Origin of the sequence: Serratia nevei, from assembly GCF_024160145.1 — a bacterium.
Taxonomy (GTDB): Bacteria; Pseudomonadota; Gammaproteobacteria; order Enterobacterales; family Enterobacteriaceae; genus Serratia; species Serratia nevei_A.
Genome location: NZ_JAMYWQ010000026.1, coordinates 1 through 21,642 on the forward strand (window position 1 = coordinate 1; position 21,642 = coordinate 21,642).

A 21,642-nucleotide genomic window follows, 5' to 3' on the forward strand; every position below is an offset into this window, starting at 1 on the left:
AGAAGAACAGCAATCTCCACTCTTAACTCCAATGTTAGCATCGGCAGCTCGCTTAAAACTGCCAGTTTTACCCCAGGTGGGTCCGAATTACATTGGCATGTGGGTCATTTTTACATCGGTACTAACAATTAAAAAGGTATCGGCGGAAATCGCCGAACAAATCTTATTGCAGACCCCATCGCCACACGAGGCCAAAAGTATCGCCCGGCCAGGTGATATCTGCACTGTCTGAAGTCTGAACCTTGCCTAAACGGTGCCCATGCGGCGCCGTTTTTTTTTCGCCGCAACTCATCCGCTGGCGTTATAATTCGGAGAATTTTACGGCACACAGGAGCCCACATGTCCAGCACTGCCAGCGTCAGGTTACGCCCATTGGAACGGGACGATTTGGCGTTCGTCCACCAGATGGACAACAACGCCAGCGTTATGCGTTATTGGTTTGAAGAACCCTACGAAGCCTTTGTCGAACTTTCCGATCTCTACGACAAACACATCCACGATCAGAGCGAGCGCCGTTTTATCATCGAGCACGAAGGCGCCAAGGTCGGCCTGGTGGAGCTGGTAGAGATCGATCACATCCACCGCCGCGCTGAGTTCCAGATCATCATCGATCCCGCCCACCAGGGCAAAGGCTACGCCAGCACCGCCGCCCGCTTGGCGATGGACTACGGCTTCTCGGTGTTAAACCTGTACAAGCTGTACCTGATCGTCGACAAGGAGAACCCGAAGGCGATCCACATCTACAGCAAGCTGGGCTTCAACGTGGAAGGCGAGCTGATCGACGAGTTCTTCGTCAACGGCGAATACCGCACCGTGCTGCGCATGTGCATCTTCCAGCCGCAATATCTGGCGAAGTTCAAAACGCCGGGCGATAAACCGCGGGTGAAGTAACGCTTAGCGAGAAAACCCGCATGGGCGGGTTTTTTATTGGTGAATAACGCGCTAGTATGCAGGAATGCTATTTATCGCCACAAATGACGCAATAAGGAAAGATAACAATATTTAGCCTGAATAATTAATCAAAAAATAATTAATGGCAATAATACTCAACCTCTGCCTCTACAAAGGAAAATTGACATGACGACCGTTTCAAACCTACTTCTTTTTATCGGACTGGCAATGCTCGCCATCGCCGCCGGCCTGAATACCTATAGCGGCTACGCCTCCGCAGATCCCAATAGCGCCCCGCTGTTTTCTCCGCTTTGGTGGACACGTTGGTTCCCGCTCTATGCCTCGGGGGCTGCGTTGCTGTTGGTGGGGGTGGTGCTGCGGGTTTCGACTAAAGGCCGTGCGCATTAAGGATTAGTCATTTCAAACCAGCCGCAGCCATTCCCGACATGAGCAATTACGTTGATAATCACCGAAGAAATAATTGTGGTTGATAATAAATTGCAAATAATTGATAGAATTCCGCATGATGAAAAATGAATAGAACAAACTCGCCGACAATCAGACTTATGCGATGCCTTAATTCATGCCCGCTTAATACGCGGGTAAAATAAAACAGCAGAAACTGGCCGACTGCAGCGGCCATTCCAGTCGACGGAGCGAAAACCTCCGTCGCTCATCCCTCACCCATACCGCCCGGTAATATAGTCTTCGGTGCGGCGCTGGCGCGGCGAGGTGAAAATGGCGTCGGTGTCGTTGTACTCCACCAGCCGGCCCTGATGAATAAAGGCGGTGTAGTCGGAGACGCGCGCCGCCTGCTGCATGTTGTGCGTCACCAGCAGCACGCTGTAACGCTGTTTCAGCGCGGAAATCAGCTCTTCGATGGTCAGCGTGGAGATCGGATCCAACGCCGAGGTCGGCTCGTCGAGCAGCAACACCTCCGGCTCGATGGCGATGGCGCGCGCGATCACCAGGCGCTGCTGCTGGCCGCTGGACAAGCGGAACGCATTTTCGCGCAGCCGGTCCTTCACCTCATGCCACAGCGCGGCGGCGCGCAGCGAACGCTCCACCGCTTCATCCAGCAAACGCCGGTCGCGCACGCCCTGCAGCCGCAGGCCGTACACCACGTTTTCATAGATCGATTTCGGGAACGGGTTCGGCCGCTGGAACACCATGCCCACCCGCCGCCGCAGCGCCGCCACGTCGATCTGTGCGCCGGAGATCGCCGCGCCGTTCAGCTGCAGATCGCCCTCGATGCGGCAGTTGTCCACCAGATCGTTCATGCGGTTGAAACAGCGCAGCAGCGTCGACTTACCGCAGCCCGAAGGGCCGATCAGGGCCGTCACCCGGTGTTTCGGAATGCGCAGCGAAATGTCGTGCAGCACCTGTTTGTCGCCATAAAACAGGTTCAGGCCGTTGACCGCCAGCGCGGTCTGTTCATCGTCGAGATGCTGGACATCCAGCCGGGGCAAACTGCCTGGCGTCATCAAACCCATTACGCGCTCCCCAAAAATAGCGTCATTGTTACTGCGACCATGCTCGATACCGCTCCCTCAACGAATGGCGAATACCCATCGCCGCCAGATTCAAACTCACCACGATCGTCACCAGCAGGAAGGCGGTGGCGAACACCAGCGGCCGCGCCGCCTCTACGCTCGGGCTCTGGAATGCCATATCGTAGATCTGGAAGCTCAAATGCATAAACTTCCGCTCCAGGTGCAGATACGGGAAAATCTCGTCCACCGGCAGCACCGGCACCGATTTCACTACCCCCACCAGCATCAGCGGCGCAGTCTCCCCGGCGGCGCGCGCCACCGCCAGAATCAGGCCGGTCATCATCGCCGGCGCCGCCATCGGCAGCACGATGCGCCACAGCGTCTCGGCCCGGCTGGCGCCCAGCGCCATCGAGCCCTGCCGCAGCGAAGTGGGAATGCGCGACAGCCCTTCCTCGGTGGCGACGATCACCACCGGCAGCGTCAGCAGCGCCAGCGTCAGCGCCGCCCACAGCACGCCGGGCGTGCCGAAGGTCGGGTTGGGCAAGGATTCAGGATAGAACAGCTGGTCGAGCGTGCCGCCTATCATATAAACGAAAAAGCCGAGGCCGAAGACGCCGTAGACGATCGAGGGTACGCCGGCCAAGTTGACCACCGCGATGCGGATCACCCGCGTCAGCAGATTGTTGCCGGCATACTCGTGCAGATATACCGCCGCAATCACGCCAAACGGCATCACCACGATCGACATCAGGATCACCATCAACACCGTGCCAAAAATGGCCGGGAACACCCCGCCTTCGGTGTTCGCCTCACGCGGGCTGTCGGTGAGGAACTTCTTCACCTGCTCGCCCCAGTGCGCCAGCTTCTCGGTGGTGTTCATGGCGTTCGGGTACCAGGCATCGCGCACCTGGCTGAGCGGAATGGTCAGGGTCTGGCCCTGCATGTCACGCAGCAGCAGCGCATCGCGCTGGCGATCGCGGTTCAGCCCCGCCAGGCGTTCGGAAAGCAGCTGGTACTGCCGCTGCAACTCCAGCCGCTCGGCCTTGATGGCGTCCTGCGCACGGGCGTCCAGCTGATCGTCGCGCTGCAGGCGCTTTTCCCGCAGCCGCAGCGCGTCAAATTGCTGATTGATGCGCGCCATATCGCGGAATTGAATGTCGTGCGCCTGGCGCGAGAGCGCGGCGATTTGCGGCAGCCGCTGCTGCAACGCCTGCCCCAGATTACGGCCGGTCAGCGGTTGGCCGTCCTCCAGTAGCCCCGCCAGATAGCCGTAGGCGGTGCCGTGGCTGTCGCGCTCCAGCACCAGCAGGCTGCGCGGCGTGCTTTGGCTGCGGATGTCGCTGGCCAGCAGCGTGCGAAAATCCTGCCCCTCGCGCTCGCGGTTGCCGACCTTGATCAGATAGCGTTCGACGCTTTGCGCCTCACCCGGCGGCGTCACGCCCGCCTCCGTCAGCTGGCGGCGCGAAATGCTTTGCTGCTGGTACAGCTCGCCGATCACCGTCACCGGCCCGGCGCCGTTCTGATTCAGTTCGAACTGGTAGACCGGGCTCGGCCAGAAATAGCGCATTCCCTGCCCGGCCAGCAGCAACAGAATGCCGATCAGCGCCAGCAAACTGACGGCGACCGAACCGGCGGTCAGCCATACCCACGGCGACCCGCTCTTCACCCAGTTCTTCATGGCGCCTCCTGATTCGGCGTATAGCGCTTGCGCAGCCGCAGGCGCACCGCCTCCGCCAGCGTGTTGAACACGAAGGTGAAGACAAACAGCACCAGCGCGGTCAGGAACAGCACACGGTAATGGCTGCTGCCGGAGACCGCCTCCGGCATCTCGATGGCGATATTGGCCGCCAGCGCCCGCAGCCCCTGGAACAGGCTGCCGTCGATAATCGGCGTGTTGCCGGTGGCCATCAGGACGATCATGGTTTCGCCCACCGCGCGGCCAAAGCCGATCATCAGCGCGGAGAAAATGCCGGCGCTGGCGGAAGGCAGCACCACTTTGATCACCGTCTGCCATTGGGTGGCGCCCAGCGCCAGCGAGCCCTGGCTCAGGGTGGCCGGCACGCTGAACAGCGCGTCTTCCGCCAGCGAGAAGATGATCGGCACCAGCGCGAAGCCCATCGCCACGCCCACCACCAGCGCATTGCGCTGGTCATAATTATCCCCCAGCCAGAAATGCAGCGGCTCACCGAACAGCGCCACCTCCAGCCGCGGCCCCAGACTGAAGGCCAGGCACACCGTCAACGCCAGCAGCGGCAACAGCAACAGCAGATCGACACCCGGCCGGCAGCGTGGCATAAAGCGATGGGTCAGCGCGCCGCACAGCAGCACCGCCGCCGCCAACAGCAGCGGCAACGCCAGTACCGCCAACAGATACTGCTCGATGATCGGCGCCAGCCAAATGCCGGCCACCAGCCCGATCACCACCGTCGGCAGCGCGCCCATCACTTCGATAGCCGGTTTGATCACCCGCCGCAGCCCCGGCGTCATAAAGTAAGCGGTATAGATGGCGCCGGCCAGCGCCAGCGGAATGGCGAATAGCATCGCGTAAGCCGCCGCCTTGAAGGTGCCGAAGATCACCGGCATCAGGCTGAATTTGGGTTGGTAGCTGTCTTCGCCGGAGGTGGACTGCCAAACATAGGCCGGCTGCGGGTAGTTCTCATACCACACCTTGCCCCACAGCGAACGCCAGGTGACGTCCGGATACGGGTTGTCGAGCGCATAGCGCTGCCAGCCCTGCGCGCTCTCCAGCAGCAGGCCATCGCCGCGCGGCGCGAACGCCATCTGCCGCACCTCGGCGCCCAAACGGGTGTTCAGCAGCGGCTGCGGCTGAATGGTGGAGAACAGCGAGAAGCCGCCATCGGGCCGCAGGGTGGCGAACACCCGGCGGTAAGGCTCGGCCACCGTCAGCTCTTGCCCGTCGGCGCCATGGTCGAAATGCTGCACCGGCGTCAGGCGCCAGCGCCGATCGGTTTCCACCTCGAACCATTCGCGCAGATTGCCGTCGGCGCCCTTGATCAGCAGCGCGCTGCCGCCGGGCAGCGCCGTCATCTGATACGGGGCCTGTTCGCCAAGGGTGCGCGTTTCACGCAGCTGCAGCTGCGCGCCTTCGATCTCATAACGCGCCAGCCGGTTGCCGGTCAGCAGGTAAAGCTGGCGGCCATCCGGCGTCAGCACCAGCTGCTGCCCCTCATGCTCCAGCGGGCGCTCGCTCAACTGCGGCGGCCCATCCGGGCTGAAGCGGCCGAACACCAGGCGCCGATCGTCGGTCACCCCGGCCAGCAAATACTGCCCGCGATGCGTATCCGCCAGCGCCAACAGCTTCAGCGGCTTGCGTTGCGGATCCAGCGCCAATGGCGTCTGCCCGAGCGGGAACAGCCACTGCGGCCGGCCGTTTTCCGCCGTCGCGAAATCCGCGCGCGCCACCACCACTCGGCCATCGGCCTGTGCCAGCGCGAACAGATCGCGCTCGCCGGCGGCCTGCGCGAGCAGCGCCGGTTTGGCCAACAGCGTCTGCTGCGCCAGCGGCGCCTGGGGCTGGCCGTTGGGGGGCGGCGTCAGGCGATAAAATTGCCCCGAACCCTGCGCGTCGATGCGGTAACCGACGCGCTGCTGCACGTCCATGCCCAGCGCCAGCGCCGGGGCCGACGCCGCGATCGGCAGCGGCTGCGCCTGGCCGAGCGAGGCCGGTTTGAACAGCGGCAGCACCGCAAACAGCAAATAGACGAAGATCAGCATCAACGTCATCAGCACCATCAGCCCGCTGGCGGTCACTGCCGCCTGCACGCCGCGGTCGATGCGCCCGCGCAGGCGATCTCGGGGATGTTGATTGGCCGTCGTCTGTGTCATGTGTCTCGCTGTCGCTGATGTGGTCGGGCTTGCGCCGTAAGATAACCGGGCATCTTATGTCAGTTTTATGACGTTTGCATGACAAAGTTACCCACCCAAATCCAGGTTTTTTACACTGCAAACAGACAATATGACGTTGATATATTGCTGAAAAATGACCAAAAAGACGCTTAATAACGCCAAAAATAAGCCAGCTAACCTTAGTTTTGTGCTGCCAATTATTCCGCTGTGCGTCCCGCCTCGGCGAAAATTTATTGCCGCCGAAAAACGCCGCGCGCCAACGCAATGGATATGTTGGACTTTCCTGTCAATCTCTCGCAATAATGATGAAGGACACTAGAGCGGCATCCGGGCGCTGCGTCCCGGATCCTATTCTAAATTTGAACTGGAGTGGCAATGGGTCAGGAAAAGCTCTACATCGAAAAAGAACTAAGCTGGTTATCCTTTAATGAACGCGTGTTGCAGGAAGCCGCTGATAAGAGCAATCCCCTGATTGAACGTATGCGTTTTCTGGGCATTTACTCCAATAACCTCGACGAGTTCTATAAAGTCCGCTTCGCCGATCTCAAACGGCGCATCCTGATCAGCGAAGAGCAAGGCTCCGCCGGCGCCTCGCGCCACCTGCTGAAAAAGATCCAGGCCAAGGTGCTGAAAACCGATCAGGAATTCGATGGCCTGTACAACGATCTGCTGCTGGAAATGGCGCGCAATCAGATCTTCCTGATCAACGAACGCCAGGTGTCCGAGAACCAGCAAATCTGGCTGCGGCAATATTTCAAACAGCATTTGCGCCAGCACATCACGCCGATCCTGATCAACCACGACACCAACCTGGTGCAGTTCCTGAAAGACGATTACACCTACCTGGCGGTGGAGATCATCCGCGGCGCGCGCATCGACTATGCGCTGCTGGAGATCCCGTCCGACAAGGTGCCGCGTTTCGTCAATCTGCCACCGGAAGCGCCGCGCCGCCGCAAGCCGATGATCCTGCTGGACAACATTCTGCGTTACTGCCTGGACGATATCTTCAAGGGCTTCTTTGACTACGACGCGCTCAACGCCTACTCGATGAAAATGACCCGCGACGCGGAGTACGATCTGGTCACCGAAATGGAATCCAGCCTGCTGGAACTGATGTCCTCCAGCCTGAAACAGCGCCTGACCGCCGAGCCGGTGCGTTTCGTGTATCAGCGCGACATGCCGAACGAAATGGTGGAGCTGCTGCGCGGCAAGCTGGGCATCTCCAACTACGATTCGGTGATCGCCGGCGGCCGCTATCACAATTTCAAAGATTTCATCAGCTTCCCGAACGTCGGCAAGGCCAATCTGGTCAACAAGCCGCTGCCGCGCCTGCGCCACATCTGGTTTGACGGTTTCCGCAACGGCTTCGACGCCATTCGCGAAAAAGACGTGCTGCTCTACTACCCGTATCACACCTTCGAACACGTGCTGGAATTGCTGCGCCAGGCGTCGTTCGATCCGAGCGTGCTGGCGATCAAAATCAACATCTACCGGGTGGCGAAAGATTCGCGCATCATCGAATCGATGATCCACGCCGCGCACAACGGCAAAAAGGTCACGGTGGTGGTCGAGCTGCAGGCGCGCTTCGACGAAGAGGCCAACATTCACTGGGCGAAGCGCCTGACCGAAGCCGGCGTGCACGTGATCTTCTCCGCGCCGGGCCTGAAAATCCACGCCAAACTGTTCCTGATTTCGCGCCGTGAAGGCGATGAAATTGTGCGCTATGCTCATATCGGTACCGGCAACTTTAATGAAAAAACCGCGCGCATCTACACCGACTATTCGCTGCTGACCGCCGACGCACGCATCACCAACGAGGTACGCCGGGTGTTCAACTTTATCGAGAACCCCTACCGGCCAGTCACCTTCGACAATCTGATGGTGTCGCCGCAAAACTCGCGCCTGAAGCTGTATGAGCTGATCGACAACGAAATCGCCAACGCCCAGGCCGGAGAACAGGCCGGCATTATGTTGAAAATAAATAATCTGGTGGATAAAGGGCTGGTAGATCGGTTATATACCGCGTCCGGCGCCGGCGTGAAGATCCGCCTGCTGGTGCGGGGCATGTGTTCCCTGATCCCCAATCTGCCGGGGATCAGCGACAATATTCAGGTGATCAGCATCGTCGATCGCTTTTTGGAACACGATCGGGTTTACGTTTTCGACAATAAAGGTGACAAACGGGTGTATCTGTCCTCCGCCGACTGGATGACCCGCAACATAGATTACCGTATCGAAGTGGCGGTATCGCTGCTGGATCCGGCGCTGAAACAGCGCGTTCTGGACATTCTGGAGATCCTGTTCAGCGATACGGTCAAAGCCCGCTATGTGGATAAAGAACTGAGCAACCAGTACGTGCCGCGCGGCAACCGCCGCAAAGTACGTGCCCAGGTGGCTATTTACGAGTACTTAAAAGCTCTGGAACAACCAGGACAGTAGGCCAGCAACTATGCCGCTAAAAAACACTGCAACGAACAAACCGCAGGAAATCGCCGCCATCGACCTCGGGTCGAACAGTTTCCACATGGTGATCGCCCGCGTCGTCAACGGCGCCTTACAGGTATTGGGCCGTTTAAAACAACGGGTGCATCTCGCCGACGGATTGGACAGCAACAACGTACTCAGTGAAGAGGCGATAGAACGCGGTCTGGCCTGCCTGGCGCTGTTTGCCGAACGGCTGCAGGGCTTCCCGGCGGATAACGTCACCATCGTCGGTACCCACACCCTGCGCCAGGCGGTGAACGCCGAAGTGTTCCTCAAGCGCGCCGCCAAAGTGATCCCCTACCCGATCGAAATCATCGCCGGCCAGGAAGAGGCGCGTCTGATCTTCATGGGCGTGGAGCATACTCAGCCGGAGAAAGGCCGCAAACTGGTGATCGATATCGGCGGCGGTTCCACCGAGCTGGTGATCGGCGAAGACTTCGAGCCGCTGCTGGCGGAAAGCCGCCGCATGGGCTGCGTCAGCTTCGCCCAGCTGTTTTTCCCGGGCGGCGAGATCAGCAAAAACAACTTCCGCCGCGCGCGGCTGGCGGCGGCGCAGAAGCTGGAAACGCTGGCCTGGCAGTACCGCATTCAGGGCTGGCAATATGCGCTGGGCGCCTCGGGCACCATCAAGGCCGCCCACGAAGTGCTGGTGGCGATGGGGGAAAAAGACGGTCTCATCACTCTGGATCGCCTGGAAATGCTCACCGAACAGGTGCTGCAGTTCAAAAACTTCAGCTCGCTGAGCCTGCCGGGGCTGTCGGAAGATCGCCAATCGGTGTTCGTGCCGGGGCTGGCTATCCTGTGCGGCGTGTTCGACGCGCTGGCGATCCGCGATCTGCGCCTGTCTGACGGCGCGCTGCGCGAAGGCGTGCTGTATGAAATGGAAGGCCGCTTCCGCCACCAGGACATCCGCAGCCGCACCGCCAAAAGCCTCGCCGATCACTACAACATCGATCGCGAACAGGCCAAGCGGGTGCTGGAAACCACCGAGCTGCTCTACTCGCAGTGGATGGCGCAAAACACCAAGCTGGCGCAACCGCAGCTGGAGGCCCTGCTGAAATGGGCCGCCATGCTGCACGAGGTGGGGCTGAGCATCAACCACAGCGGCATGCATCGCCATTCAGCCTACATTCTGCAAAACTCCAACCTGCCTGGCTTCAACCAGGAACAGCAGCTGCTGCTGGCGGCGCTGGTGCGCTTCCACCGCAAGGCGATCAAGCTGGAAGAACTGCCGCGCCTCAACCTGTTCAAGAAGAAACACTACCTGCCGCTGATCCAGCTGCTGCGTCTAAGCACCCTGCTCAACAACCAGCGTCAGTCGACCACCACGCCGGAAACGCTGCGCCTGAGCACCGACGACAACCACTGGACGCTGCGCTTCCCGGCCGGCTACCTGGCGCAGAATAACCTGGTGCAGCTGGACTTCGAACGCGAACAGGCCTACTGGAACGACGTCGTCGGCTGGAAGCTGCTGATCGACGAAGAAGGCTCGCAAGACGAACAGCGCTCCGCCTGATCCCCCGCCCCCTGCCAAACAGGGGGTTTTTCTTTCCGCCACTGCCCCGTCAACCTAAACGAAACCCTAATGCGCCACGCCGCGCGCCGGAAAAAAATGGACAACTTTTGTCATCAGCGCCTAAAATCCGGTTACAAATTCCCGAGCGAATAACACAGGACACCGGCATACCGGGTGATATATGCGCAAGAAAACCACCGGACAGATGACGAAGATAGTGTTGTTTATCAGCTTTATCATTTTAGTCGGCCGACTGCTGTACGCCGCCGTGGTGGCGGTGCCGCACCATCAGGAAAAAAAGCAGGCCGCTGCGCAAAACGCCGCCGAAGTCAGCGCGCCGCAACAGGACGCCTCCTCTGAATAACCGCCGCGCCCCGTCCATTTCATAAAAATGACTCCGGCACTCGCTATGCTCTATCTTTTAATGAGCCTGCGTCAGGAACGCCGAGCGCCCGTTAAGGAACACCATGTCAGCCGCAACCCATAACGTCAAAAAAGTCGCTGAACATCGCCAGCGCATTCTCACTCTGCTGTTGAACAATAAGGAATTGGTCGACGGCATCCTCGGCCGACCCGGGGATGAACACGCCCTCAGCCAAAGCGAACTGCTGAACCAGACGGCGGAAATCACCGGCCTGTTGGACGATATGCACGCCGCCGACCTGGCGGACCTGCTGGAAGCGCTGCCGCAGGACGAACGAATGGCGCTGTGGCGGCTGGTGGGCAACAGCAAGCGCGGTCAGACGCTGGTGGAGGTTGCCGAGCCGGTCTGGGACAGCCTGATCGAGGAAATGAGCGACAAGGATCTGCTCAAAGCGATCAAAACGCTGGACGTCGACGAACAGGCCTACCTGGCGCAATACCTGCCGCGTAACCTGATGGGCCGGTTGCTGACCTCGCTGGAGCCGGAGCAGCGCGCCCAGGTGCGCGAGATGAGCCAGTACGCCAAAGACAGCGTCGGCTGGATGATGGATTTCGAACTGGTGACGGTGCGGCCGGACGTCACGCTCGGCGCAGTGCACCGCTTTTTGCGCATGCGCAAAACCATTCCCGACGCCACCGATAAACTGTTCGTCACCGACCGCAAAAACACCCTACTGGGCGAGCTGCCGCTGACCGCGGTGCTGCTGAACGATCCGGAGATCCCGGTGCGCGAAGTGATGGACAGCGATCCCGCCACCTTTCAGCCCGAAGACAAGGCCGATGAAGCGGCCGGCGCGTTCGAGCGTTACGACCTGATCAGCGCCCCGGTGGTTGACGCCAAGGGCAAACTGATGGGCCGCCTGACCATCGAAGAGATCGTCGACGCCGTCAACGAAGAGAGCGACACCAACCTGCGCCGCATGGGCGGTTTAAGCCCGGAAGAAGACGTGTTCGCCCCGGTCAGCAAGGCGGTCAAGACCCGCTGGGCCTGGCTGGCGATCAACCTCTGCACCGCGTTCGTCGCCTCGCGCGTGATCGGCCTGTTCGAACACACCATTTCCCAGCTGGTGGCGCTGGCGGCGCTGATGCCGATCGTCGCCGGCATCGGCGGCAACACCGGCAACCAGACCATCACCATGATCGTGCGCGCGCTGGCGCTGCACCAGATCGAAGTCGGCAACATCTCGCGCCTGATGCTCAGAGAGCTGGGGGTGGCCATCATCAACGGCGTGGTGTGGGGCGGCATCATGGGCGTGATCACCTGGCTGCTGTACGGCGACGCGGCGATGGGCGGCGTGATGACGCTGGCGATGCTGCTCAACCTGCTGCTGGCGGCGCTGATGGGCGTGGTGATCCCGATGACCATGCTCAAACTGGGCCGCGATCCGGCGGTCGGCTCGAGCGTGCTCATCACCGCGCTGACCGACACCGGCGGCTTTTTCATCTTCCTCGGCCTCGCCACCCTGTTCCTGCTGTAATACGCCAAAAGCCGGCCCCGCGCCGGCTTTTTCGTCATTCTGTCGCCGGGTTTGCGTTAACGCAGCAAAGTCGGCCTTCCCGGTAGGTTTTCCTCTCGCGCTGTACTACCCTTTGCCAATAAATCGTCTTAATTCATCCACGTCATGAATCCAATCACTGACAGAGGCCATCGGTAAGGGTGTCTATGGATATCAGCGCGCCGAACTCGCTCGGCACACACAAAGGCGTCACGCTGGCGCATTCCCTGTTGGTGGCGCTGGCGGCGTTTTTGCTCGCCTTGCTGAGCCTGTCGCTGTCCAGCGAAGCCCGCCACTTTACGCCGCTGTGGTTCCCGACCGCCGCCGCGATCGCGGTGCTGTACCGATATCCCCCGCGCCACTGGGGCCTGCCGCTGCTGGCCAGCGGCCTGGGTATCGTCTTCGCCAGCTTCCTGCTGTTCGGCGTCAGCGCCACCCCCGTCAAGCTGTCCGCCATCAACCTGCTGGAAGCGGCGGTATGCGCCCTGCTGCTGCGCCGCACGCTGCCGGCGAACGATCCGCTGAGCGATCTGGGCTGTTGGCTGCGCTTCGTGGTGTGCGCGGTGATCTTTACCCCGCTGTTCAGCGCGCTGCTGGCCGCCGGGCTGACGCCAGCGCCTGACCAGACTTTTTGGCAGGCGTTCGGTACCTGGTTCATCTCCGAAGCGATAGGGGTGCTGTCGCTGGCGCCGCTTGGCCTCACCTATCACCGCCGCACGCTGGCGATGCTCAACCCTTACCCGCTGCTGCTCACGTTGATGGGCACCCTGGCCTTCAGCTATCTGGCGTTGACCTATCTGCCGTTCCCGTTCACCTTCGTCATTCTGCCGCTGCTGTGGGCCGCCATTGCGCTGCCGCGCTTCGAGGCCTTCGCCGTCTGTTTCTGCACCCTCCTGCTGATCACGGTGCTGATCTCGCTGGGCCTGCTGCACCAGCAGGTCTCTCCGCATGCCTTCGGCGATCTCGGCCTGTACTTGCCGATGCTGCTGATCCTGATCCCGGCGCATGCGATGGCGATGGTGATGCACACCTTCCGGGTGGAGAAACAGCACATTGTCGAGAGCGAAAGCCGCTTTCGCAGCGCACTGGAGTACTCCGCCATCGGCATGGCGCTGGTGTCGCCGGAAGGCAAATGGCTACAGGTCAATCAAGCGCTGTGCAAACTGCTCGGCTATACGCCGGAAGGGTTGCATCGTCTGACGTTTCAGGCGATCACCCACCCGGACGATCTCGAAGCCGATCTGAGCCAGCTGCACGATCTGCTCGCGGGGCGTATCAGCAGCTATACCATGGAGAAACGCTATATCCGCAGCGACGGCCAGACCGTCTGGGCGCTGTTGGCGGTCTCGCTGGTGCGCGACGCCGAAGGCCAGCCGCTGTATTTCATCTCTCAGGTCGAGGACATCAGCGGCCTCAAACGCAGCGAGGCGGAGAACAACCGGCTGGTGGAGCGCATTACGCTGGCCAACCAGGTGGGCGGGGTTGGCATCTGGGAATGGGTGATGAGCCAGGAAAACTTCACCTGGGATCAGCGCATGTTCGAACTCTACGATCTCAGCCCCGACCAAACGCCGACGCTGGCGCTGTGGCGCACCCTGCTGGTGCCGGAAGACCGCGACCGTACCGATCGTGAACTGGCGGCGCTGCTGGCCGATCCCAAGCCTTTTGTCATGGAATTTCGTATCACCACGCGCGGCGGCAAGGTGCGCCATATCCGCGGCCAGGGCAACGTGATCCTGGACAACCAGGGGCGGCCGCTGCGCATGATCGGCACCAATATCGACATGACCGAGCTCAAGAGTCTCGCCGAGGCGCTGCACGAAGAGAAAGAGCGCTTGCACATCACCCTCGACGCCATTGGCGAAGGGGTGATTTCCACCGACAGCCACCTGCGCATTACCTTTATGAACCCGGTGGCCGAGCAGATGTGCGGCTGGCCGCTCGATCTGGCGATCGGCATGCCCGTCGCCGGTGTGGTGCGCCTGACCAACGGCAAAGACGGCCCGGAAATCGAAAACCTCGCGCAATCCCCGCGGCAATGGCCGGCAGATTACGCGCTGGTGTTGCACAGCCGCGACGGGCGCTATTTCGACGTGCAGCCGTCGGTCTCACCGCTGAAAACTCTCGACGGCGAAACCATGGGCGCGGTGATGGTGCTGCAAGACGTCACCGCCTCGCGCGAACTGATGAAAAAGCTCAGCTACAGCGCCTCACACGATGCGCTGACCGGCCTGCCGAACCGTACCAGCTTCGAGAAACAGCTGAAGGCGGCGATCGTCGCCGGCGGGGAACCGGCGCATTCGCTGGTGTTCCTCGATCTGGATCGGTTCAAGGCGGTGAACGATACCGCCGGTCATGCGGCGGGCGATGCCTTGCTGCGGGACATCGCTCAGCTGATGCGACGCCAGCTGCGCAACAGTGACTGCCTGGCCAGGCTGGGCGGCGATGAGTTTGGTCTGATCCTGTTCGACTGCCGGTTGGAACAGGCCAAATCGCTGGTGCAGCAGGTGATCAACCAAATCAGCCAGCACCCGTTCTACTGGGAAGGGAAAATTTACCGCGTCGGCGCCAGCGCCGGCATCGCGCGCATCAGCGGCGAGGCCAAAAGCAGTGAGCTGTTGGCGCAGGCCGACATCGCCTGCTATACCGCCAAGCACCACGGCCGCGGCCAGGTTTATCTGTACGAAACGCGGCAAAAACAGCAGCTGGAACGGCAGCATGAATTACTGAATCCACACGAGATACAGGCGATCATCAGCGAGGGGCAGCTGCAGCTGCTGACCCATGCGGTCGCGCCGCCGGCGACGCCGCAGTCGGCCGCGTTCCATCAGGTGAAGCTGCAGGTGATGACCTCAGACGATCGGCCTCTGCCACACGAGGCTTTTATCGCCGCCGCGCAGCTGTACGGCCTGATGCCGGAGCTCGATCGCTGGGCGGTAAGGCAACTGCTGGAACGCTACGCCGACGACATCAAGCGCAAAGGACTGTCACTCGCGCTGCCGCTGGCCATTGACAGCCTGTTGAGCGCCGACTTCCAGCGCGACCTGACGGCAACGGTGCGCGCCTCGTCGCTGCCGCCACGGGCGCTGCTGTTCAACATCGATGAGGCCGCGCTGCTGGAGCACGCCGAACAGTGCCAGGCATTTCTGCGCGAGCTGCAACGGTTGGGCTGCCGACTGATCGTCAACGGCTTCGGGCATAACATCAATGCCTTCGATGAACTGGGCGATCAGAAGATCGACATCATCCGTATCGATGAACGCTTTATCACCAATGTGCACTGTAACCAGATGGATGAGCTGATGGTGTCGATGCTCAACGGCGCGGCACATCGGATCAAGGCGCAGACCCTCGCCGGGCCGGCTCATCAGCCTGCGACGCTGCAGGCGTTGCGCGATATCGGCGTCGATCTGGCGGACGGCGACCAGGTGGCTCAAGAGCAACCGCTGGCGGTTCTGCTCAGCGGCGGCTACTTCGGCATCCGCTAACGCCTCGGCGCTGCCGTCTCCCGGGCAGCGCTGCACGTCCCGTCTTTCACATTATGTTAACCCATGCGAGATTAGTGATATAAATAACACCTGAAGCTTAAACGATTAAGTAAGATGGAGCTCCCATGCGGACATCGACGTATCCGTTGATTTTCCTCGACATGTGATAGCTCAGAGATAAGGGACTATGGAAAAGAAATGGTTTTCCGCCAGGGAACTGATGGGTAAGGCGGGGCTGCCTTCAACCCCGCAAGGGGTCAACCTGATGGCCCGGCGCGAAGGCTGGATCAGCCGCCGCCGCAGCGGCGTGCAGGGTAAAGCGCTGGAATACCATATCGACAGCCTGCCGTTCGGTGCGCGCAGCCTGTCGGCCTTGCGCGAGGCCGACCATCCGGACTACGACATCAAACGCCAGGATCCGGTGCGGGTCTGGATCGAATATTACTACCATCTGACGCCGGCCGAGCGGGAAAAGCTGCTGGCGTTCCTGATGCGCGAAGGCATGAGCCGCCTGCTGCAGCTGATCGACGCCCCGCGCTAGCCCGAATGCGCCTCACTCCTCCCCTTCCGGTGCCCAACCGTCGTTGTGCCACAGGTGCAGCGTGGCGTAAGAGCGCCACGGGCGCCAACGTTCGGCATAGCGTTCGATCTGGCGCGGCGTCATGCCGGGGAAACGCTGTTTGATCAGGTAATCGCCGGCCAGGAACACGTCCGGCCACGACCAGGCGCGCATGGCGATATAGCTGGCGGTCCAGCTGCCGATGCCCGGCAGCGCGGTCAGCGCCTTTATGCCCTGTTCGATATCCAGCACGTTATCGAGCTGCAGCCGCCCTTCGCCCAGCGCGCGGGCGATCTCGATCAGCGCCGCCGCGCGCTTCAGCTGTACCCCGAGCGGGCGCAGTGCTTCGGGCTGCAGCTGCGCCACCCGTTCGGCGCTAGGGAAAACGTGGGTGATGCCCTCGTGCGGCGCCGCCAGCGGTTCTCCCCAACGTTCGGCCATCCGCCCGGCGAAGGTTGCCGCCATTTTCACGCTGACCAATTGCCCCAGCACCGCACGCGCCGCCTGCTCGAAGCTGTTTACGCAGCCCGGCAAGCGCAGCCCCGGCGCATCGGCCGCCAGCGAACCCAGCGCCTCATTGATGCGATCCGGCGCGGCGTCCAAATCGAACAGCAAGCGTACGCGGCGCAGCACCTCCGTCGTCACCAAACTGAGCGCCGGCGCGATCTCTACCCTGACCCGGTTGCGCGCTTCTTCCGGCTGCACGCTGAGCCAGCCGCAATACTCCGTACCGCCCTGGCTGACTGAGATCGAACGCAGATAGCGGCGGCCCTCGACCCGCTCTACGCCCTGCACGGCGCGCGCCTGCAAGAAGTTCAGCATGCGATCCCAGTCATAGGGCGGCCGATAGCCCAGGTGGAACACCAGGCCGCTGGCGGCGGCCCGTTCACCGCGCGCGCCGCCGCTGCGCAGCGCCGACGGAATCAGGCGATAGCGCGCCTTGAACAGCTCGTTGAAACGCCGCAGGCTGCCGAAACCGGCGGCGAATGCCACTTCGCTGAGCGGCAGATCGGTATCCGCCAACAGGCGTTTGGCCTGCAGCAGCCGGTGCGACTGCGCGTAATCGATCGGCGAAGCGCCAAACTGCTCGGCGAAGATACGCCGCAGGTGGCGATCGGAAATGCCGAGCCGCGCCGCCAGCGCTTCGCAGCTGTGTTCGGACAGATAGCCCTGCTCGATGAGCTGCACCGCCACCTGTGCATAGCGGTTGCCCAGATCGATCAGCGCCAGGCCGGGCGCCAGTTCCGGCCGGCATTTAAGACAGGGGCGAAAGCCCGCCAGCTCGGCCGCCGCCGCGCTCGGATAGAAGGTGCAATTTTCCAGCTTCGGCGTGCGGGCGCTGCACACCGGGCGGCAATAAATGCCGGTGGAAGAGACGCCGACGAAAAAGCGGCCGTCGAATTTGCGGTCACGCGCGCGCAGCGCGTCGTACAACGCTTGCTGTTGGGTATTCATGGCAACGCTCGGGTTCGGTTTTTTCTGCATTATGGGGCTCGGCTGGCGCGCTGACGTGCGGAATTCGGACATTAAGTTAAGCATGCCGATGCCGCGCCCGCTAAATTTTTCAACACTCGCGCATCAGCGCATTGCCCACCGGCCTCGTCTCGGGTAAAGTCGCCCCCCTTCATTGGCATGGGGACAAAAAAGAGATGTTTATTGGATTCGACTATGGGACAGCCAACTGTTCCGTCGCGGTGATGCGCGACCACGGCCCCGAGCTGCTGACGCTGGAAAACAACGAGCCGTATCTGCCTTCGATGCTGTGCGCGCCGACCCGCGAAGCGGTGAGCGAGTGCCTGCACCGCCACTGGCAGATACCGACCGGCAGCGAAGAAAACCAGCAGCTGCTGCGCCGCGCCATCAGTTACAACCGCGAAGAAGACATTCCGGTCGGCGGCGACAGCGTGCTGTTCGGCCTGCAGGCGCTGGCGCACTACATGGAAGATCCGGAAGAGGTGTACTTCGTGCGCTCGCCGAAGTCTTTCCTCGGCGCCAACGGCCTGAAGCCGCAGCAGATCGCCCTGTTCGAAGACCTGGTCTGCGCCATGATGTTCCACATCAAACGCCAGGCGGAAAACGTGCTGCAGGCCGGTATCGATCAAGCGGTGATCGGCCGACCGATCAACTTCCAGGGCATCGGCGGCGAAGAGGCCAACCGGCAGGCGCAGGGCATTTTGCAGCGCGCCGCCGAACGCGCCGGTTTCAAAGAGATTGAATTCCAGTTCGAGCCGGTGGCGGCAGGGCTGGACTTCGAGGCGACGCTGAGTGAAGAGCAAACCGTGCTGGTGGTGGACATCGGCGGCGGCACCACCGACTGCTCGGTGCTGCTGATGGGCCCGCAGTGGCGCGACCGCGCCGATCGTCAGCAGAGCCTGCTGGGCCACAGCGGCTGCCGGGTCGGCGGTAACGATCTGGACATCATGTTGGCCTTCAAACAGCTGATGCCGCTGTTCGGCCTGGGCGGCGAAACAGGGAAAGGCATCGCCCTGCCGGCGCTGCCTTACTGGAACGCGGTGGCGACCAACGACGTACCGGCGCAAAACGACTTCTACAGCGCCGCCAATGGCCGCGTGCTGCGCGATCTGATCCTCGACGCGGCGGAGCCGGAAAAGGTCAAACGCCTGCTGAAAGTGTACCAGCAGCGCCTGAGCTACCGACTGGTGCGCGCGGCCGAAGAGAGTAAGATAGCCCTGTCCGGCCAAACCGCCATCAGCGCGCCGCTCAGCTTCGTCCAGGCCGATCTGGCGGAAAGCATCAGCCAGGATCAGCTCGCCGACGCCATCTCGCAGCCGTTGATGCGCATCCAGGAGCAGGTCAGCGCCGCGTTGGCCAGCAGCCAGACCGCGCCGCAGGTGATCTACCTGACCGGCGGCAGCGCGCGTTCGCCGCTGCTGCGCGCCGCGCTGCAACAGCAGCTGCCGGGCATTCCGATCGTCGGCGGCAACGACTTCGGCTCGGTCACCGCCGGGCTGGCGCGCTGGGCGCAAATGCTGTTCCGTTGACGGCCCAAGGGCGCGGCTCGCCGCGCCCTTGCTCATTGGAGGCTATGCATCATGTCAACCATCCTTACCCTCGACAGCGACAGGCTGCGGCTGCGCCCCTGGCGCGACGACGATCTGCCGGCCTTCGCCGCGCTTAACGCCGATCCGCAGGTGATGCGCTATTTCCCGGCGACGATGACGGCCGAAGAAAGCCACGCGCAGGCCGAACGCATCCGCGCCTTCATGCAGCAACATGGCTGGGGGCTATGGGCGGTGGAAGTGAAAGGCGGCGCGCCCTTTATCGGTTTTGTCGGGCTGGCGCGGCCGGGCGACGATCTGCCTTGCTCCCCCTGCGTGGAGATCGGTTGGCGGCTGGCGGCGGCCCACTGGGGCAACGGCTACGCCGCTGAAGCGGCACGCACTGCGCTGGCGTGTGCCTTCGACACGCTGCACTTGCCGGAAGTGGTGTCCTTCACCGCCGAAGATAACCAGCCGTCGCGCCGGGTGATGGAGCGCATCGGCATGCACTTTGACGGCGAAACCTTCCTGCACCCGCGCCTGCCGGCGGGGCACCCGCTGCAAAAACATGTCTTGTACCGGCTGAACCGGCAAACGTGGCGCGAACGCCGCGGCGATTAATACAGCGTATCCTTCAGCCGCTGCGGCAGCGCCTGGTCGTACTCCTCACCGTCGAAGCGCGTTTGGCTCACCGCGGCCAAAATATGGCCGGGGCTGGGCAGCGCCGAACGTTCGAGGCGGCTGCCCTTTTCCCAAAGTCCCGAACGCAAGATCGCCCGGCTGCACTGGAAGAACACCGCCTCCACCCGAATGCGCAACACCGAACGCGGCAGCTGATTGCGGTGGGCGAAGCGCTGCAGCACCGCCGGCGCCACCACGATCTCCGCCCGCCCGTTAATCCGCAGCGTTTCGCCAATGCCGGGGATCAGCAGCAGCAGCGCCACCCGGTTGTCGTGCAGAATATTGCGCAGGCTATCGATGCGGTTATTGCCGCGCCTATCCGGCAGCAGCAGGGTTTTCTCGTCTTCGATGTGGATAAAACCGGCCGGATCGCCGCGCGGCGAGACATCCATGCCGTCCGGCCCGACCGTCGAGAGGGCGGCAAACGGCGCCGCCTCGATAAACGGGCGGTACGCCGGGTGGATATAGCTGACTTCTTTAAAAACCGAGGGGGCGCCGGGTTTGCCGTACAGCTGTTCCAGCGTCGCGAGGTCGTTGATGGTATCACCAGACATTGCGGTTTCCTGAATGGGCCATGTTGACCCCTTCAGCATAGAGCATAATCGCCGCCGGGTAACGCGCCTTACCCGGCGCTGGCGTGGTTCAGCGCCTGGATGTCGTCCTCATCCAGCGTCAGGCGCGTGGCGCTGACCAACTCATCCAGCTGCGGCAACGAGGTGGCGCTGACGATCGGTGCGGTGATGCTCGGGCGCGCAATCAGCCAGGCCAGCGAGACCTGCGCCGGGGAGGTGCCGTGCTTGCCGGCCACCTGATCCAGCGCCGCCAGAATGCGGAAGCCGCGCGGGTTAAGGTAGCGTTCGACGATGCGATCGCCGCGCTGGCTTTTGCCTTCATCCGCTTTGCTACGATATTTGCCGGTCAGGAAACCGCTGGCCAGCGCGAAGAAATTGATCACCCCGAGACCATGGCGCTGCGCCACGCCCTCCAGCTCGGCTTCATACCCTTCGCGCGCATACAGATTGTATTCCGGCTGCAGGGTTTCGTAGCGCGCCAATCCGTTGCTTTCGCTCACCCGCAGCGCTTCTTCCAGGCGATCCGCCTGATAGTTGGAGGCGCCAATCGCCCGCACCTTGCCGGCCTTGATCAGCGCATCGAACGCCGCCAGCGTCTCTTCCAACGGCGTATCGCGGTCATCGTCGTGCGATTGGTAAAGATCGATATAATCGGTTTGCAGGCGGCGCAGCGAATCCTCCACCGCCTGCTGAATATAGCGCGGCGATAGCCCCTGTTTGCCTTCGCCCATCGGTTTGCCCACCTTGGTGGCAATGATCACCTGGTCGCGCTTGCCGCTCTTCTTGAGCCATTCGCCGATAACGGTTTCCGATTCGCCTCCCCGATTGCCCGGCGCCCAGCTGGAATAAACGTCGGCGGTGTCGATAAAGTTGAGCTGATTGTCCACCAGCGCATCCAACAGGCTGAAAGAGGTCGCTTGATCTGCCGTCCAGCCGAACACGTTGCCGCCGAAGGTCAACGCCGGCACCTGAATGCCCGAACGGCCCAGTTGTTTTTTGCTCATTGATAGAGGCTCCATGGGTTAAATAATTCGCTCGTTAATTATTAGCGCCAAATACAGAAAGTCGTTAAAACGCATTGGCTATAAGTTAAAACCCAACGCTTATAAACAGAGTAGGCAACAATCGTTAACTTATTCGGAAAATGCTGACGGTTCCTCCTTATTTCCTTCA

Annotated in this window: 17 protein-coding genes; 11 read left to right on the forward strand and 6 right to left on the reverse strand. The window is 61.6% G+C overall.

What is annotated here, in order from left to right; genetic code table 11:
• The 3 genes from M6G53_RS17260 to M6G53_RS17270 form a co-directional block, all read left to right on the forward strand.
• Positions 1-232, forward strand: a 232-nt coding sequence (locus M6G53_RS17260; protein ID WP_253333255.1) for a hypothetical protein, incomplete at its 5' end; no start/stop codon positions are given.
• A gap of 107 nt (positions 233-339) precedes the next feature.
• The gene (gene speG / locus M6G53_RS17265; protein ID WP_253333257.1) at positions 340-891 is read left to right on the forward strand and encodes a spermidine N1-acetyltransferase; all 552 of its coding nucleotides are present in this window, start codon (positions 340-342) and stop codon (positions 889-891) included.
• Between the two features lie 186 nt (positions 892-1,077).
• On the forward strand, positions 1,078-1,299 hold the full coding sequence (locus tag M6G53_RS17270; protein ID WP_253333259.1) for a hypothetical protein: 222 nt from the start codon (positions 1,078-1,080) through the stop codon (positions 1,297-1,299).
• 272 nt (positions 1,300-1,571) lie between these two features.
• Here M6G53_RS17270 and pstB read toward each other — a convergent pair whose 3' ends face one another.
• The 3 genes from pstB to M6G53_RS17285 are packed head-to-tail and all read right to left on the reverse strand — an operon-like array spanning position 1,572 to position 6,230.
• Positions 1,572-2,384, reverse strand: a complete 813-nt coding sequence (pstB, locus tag M6G53_RS17275) for a phosphate ABC transporter ATP-binding protein PstB (RefSeq protein WP_253333261.1) — start codon at positions 2,382-2,384, stop codon at positions 1,572-1,574.
• A 28-nt stretch (positions 2,385-2,412) separates the two neighbouring features.
• On the reverse strand, positions 2,413-4,062 hold the full coding sequence (gene pstA, locus M6G53_RS17280; protein WP_253333263.1) for a phosphate ABC transporter permease PstA: 1,650 nt from the start codon (positions 4,060-4,062) through the stop codon (positions 2,413-2,415).
• Entirely contained in the window at positions 4,059-6,230 is a 2,172-nt protein-coding gene (locus M6G53_RS17285) for an ABC transporter permease subunit (RefSeq protein ID WP_253333265.1), read from the reverse strand. The genes pstA and M6G53_RS17285 overlap by 4 nt, the downstream gene beginning before the upstream one ends.
• Before the next feature lie 396 nt (positions 6,231-6,626).
• Here M6G53_RS17285 and ppk1 point away from each other — a divergent pair, with 396 nt between their 5' ends.
• The 6 genes from ppk1 to M6G53_RS17315 all read left to right on the forward strand — a co-directional run bounded on the left by ppk1 (position 6,627) and on the right by M6G53_RS17315 (position 16,199).
• On the forward strand, positions 6,627-8,690 hold the full coding sequence (ppk1, locus tag M6G53_RS17290) for a polyphosphate kinase 1 (RefSeq protein WP_253333267.1): 2,064 nt from the start codon (positions 6,627-6,629) through the stop codon (positions 8,688-8,690).
• Positions 8,691-8,700: 10 nt separating this feature from the next.
• Positions 8,701-10,251: an exopolyphosphatase gene (gene ppx, locus M6G53_RS17295; RefSeq protein ID WP_253333269.1), complete on the forward strand. Its 1,551-nt coding sequence runs from the start codon at positions 8,701-8,703 to the stop codon at positions 10,249-10,251.
• 181 nt (positions 10,252-10,432) lie between these two features.
• Positions 10,433-10,615: a YfgG family protein gene (locus tag M6G53_RS17300; RefSeq protein ID WP_004941600.1), complete on the forward strand. Its 183-nt coding sequence runs from the start codon at positions 10,433-10,435 to the stop codon at positions 10,613-10,615.
• Positions 10,616-10,718: 103 nt separating this feature from the next.
• Positions 10,719-12,152 carry a magnesium transporter gene (gene mgtE, locus M6G53_RS17305; protein ID WP_015378729.1) on the forward strand — a complete coding sequence of 478 codons (1,434 nt, stop codon included), beginning with the start codon at positions 10,719-10,721 and terminating at the stop codon, positions 12,150-12,152.
• Between the two features lie 185 nt (positions 12,153-12,337).
• Positions 12,338-15,658, forward strand: a complete 3,321-nt coding sequence (locus M6G53_RS17310; RefSeq protein WP_253333271.1) for a diguanylate cyclase — start codon at positions 12,338-12,340, stop codon at positions 15,656-15,658.
• A gap of 187 nt (positions 15,659-15,845) precedes the next feature.
• Complete coding sequence (locus M6G53_RS17315; protein WP_253333273.1) at positions 15,846-16,199, forward strand: DNA-binding protein; 354 nt, start codon at positions 15,846-15,848, stop codon at positions 16,197-16,199.
• 12 nt (positions 16,200-16,211) lie between these two features.
• Here the strand turns inward: M6G53_RS17315 and alkA are convergent, their stop codons facing one another.
• Positions 16,212-17,702, reverse strand: coding sequence for a DNA-3-methyladenine glycosylase 2 (alkA, locus tag M6G53_RS17320; RefSeq protein WP_100396705.1), 1,491 nt, complete (start codon positions 17,700-17,702; stop codon positions 16,212-16,214).
• 164 nt (positions 17,703-17,866) lie between these two features.
• Between alkA and yegD the strand changes: the two genes are divergently transcribed.
• Both yegD and M6G53_RS17330 read left to right on the forward strand, forming a co-directional pair.
• Entirely contained in the window at positions 17,867-19,219 is a 1,353-nt protein-coding gene (gene yegD, locus M6G53_RS17325; protein WP_253333275.1) for a molecular chaperone, read from the forward strand.
• A gap of 51 nt (positions 19,220-19,270) precedes the next feature.
• Complete coding sequence (locus tag M6G53_RS17330) at positions 19,271-19,837, forward strand: GNAT family N-acetyltransferase (RefSeq protein ID WP_102984290.1); 567 nt, start codon at positions 19,271-19,273, stop codon at positions 19,835-19,837.
• Here the strand turns inward: M6G53_RS17330 and M6G53_RS17335 are convergent.
• Together M6G53_RS17335 and M6G53_RS17340 are read right to left on the reverse strand one after the other, a co-directional pair.
• Positions 19,834-20,451: a pyridoxamine 5'-phosphate oxidase family protein gene (locus M6G53_RS17335; RefSeq protein WP_253333277.1), complete on the reverse strand. Its 618-nt coding sequence runs from the start codon at positions 20,449-20,451 to the stop codon at positions 19,834-19,836. The genes M6G53_RS17330 and M6G53_RS17335 overlap by 4 nt on opposite strands.
• 68 nt (positions 20,452-20,519) lie before the next feature.
• Positions 20,520-21,473: an aldo/keto reductase gene (locus M6G53_RS17340; protein WP_100396702.1), complete on the reverse strand. Its 954-nt coding sequence runs from the start codon at positions 21,471-21,473 to the stop codon at positions 20,520-20,522.
• Positions 21,474-21,642 lie beyond the last annotated feature (169 nt).

Coding starts and splice junctions, on each gene's coding strand:
- M6G53_RS17285 (WP_253333265.1), bottom strand. CDS start 6,230: ATGACACAGACGACGGCCAATCAACATCCCCGAGATCGCCTGCGCGGG.
- M6G53_RS17270 (WP_253333259.1), top strand. CDS start 1,078: ATGACGACCGTTTCAAACCTACTTCTTTTTATCGGACTGGCAATGCTC.
- ppx (WP_253333269.1), top strand. CDS start 8,701: ATGCCGCTAAAAAACACTGCAACGAACAAACCGCAGGAAATCGCCGCC.
- M6G53_RS17315 (WP_253333273.1), top strand. CDS start 15,846: ATGGAAAAGAAATGGTTTTCCGCCAGGGAACTGATGGGTAAGGCGGGG.
- M6G53_RS17335 (WP_253333277.1), bottom strand. CDS start 20,451: ATGTCTGGTGATACCATCAACGACCTCGCGACGCTGGAACAGCTGTAC.
- speG (WP_253333257.1), top strand. CDS start 340: ATGTCCAGCACTGCCAGCGTCAGGTTACGCCCATTGGAACGGGACGAT.
- pstB (WP_253333261.1), bottom strand. CDS start 2,384: ATGGGTTTGATGACGCCAGGCAGTTTGCCCCGGCTGGATGTCCAGCAT.
- pstA (WP_253333263.1), bottom strand. CDS start 4,062: ATGAAGAACTGGGTGAAGAGCGGGTCGCCGTGGGTATGGCTGACCGCC.
- M6G53_RS17310 (WP_253333271.1), top strand. CDS start 12,338: ATGGATATCAGCGCGCCGAACTCGCTCGGCACACACAAAGGCGTCACG.
- yegD (WP_253333275.1), top strand. CDS start 17,867: ATGTTTATTGGATTCGACTATGGGACAGCCAACTGTTCCGTCGCGGTG.
- M6G53_RS17300 (WP_004941600.1), top strand. CDS start 10,433: ATGCGCAAGAAAACCACCGGACAGATGACGAAGATAGTGTTGTTTATC.
- ppk1 (WP_253333267.1), top strand. CDS start 6,627: ATGGGTCAGGAAAAGCTCTACATCGAAAAAGAACTAAGCTGGTTATCC.
- M6G53_RS17340 (WP_100396702.1), bottom strand. CDS start 21,473: ATGAGCAAAAAACAACTGGGCCGTTCGGGCATTCAGGTGCCGGCGTTG.
- M6G53_RS17330 (WP_102984290.1), top strand. CDS start 19,271: ATGTCAACCATCCTTACCCTCGACAGCGACAGGCTGCGGCTGCGCCCC.
- alkA (WP_100396705.1), bottom strand. CDS start 17,702: ATGCAGAAAAAACCGAACCCGAGCGTTGCCATGAATACCCAACAGCAA.
- mgtE (WP_015378729.1), top strand. CDS start 10,719: ATGTCAGCCGCAACCCATAACGTCAAAAAAGTCGCTGAACATCGCCAG.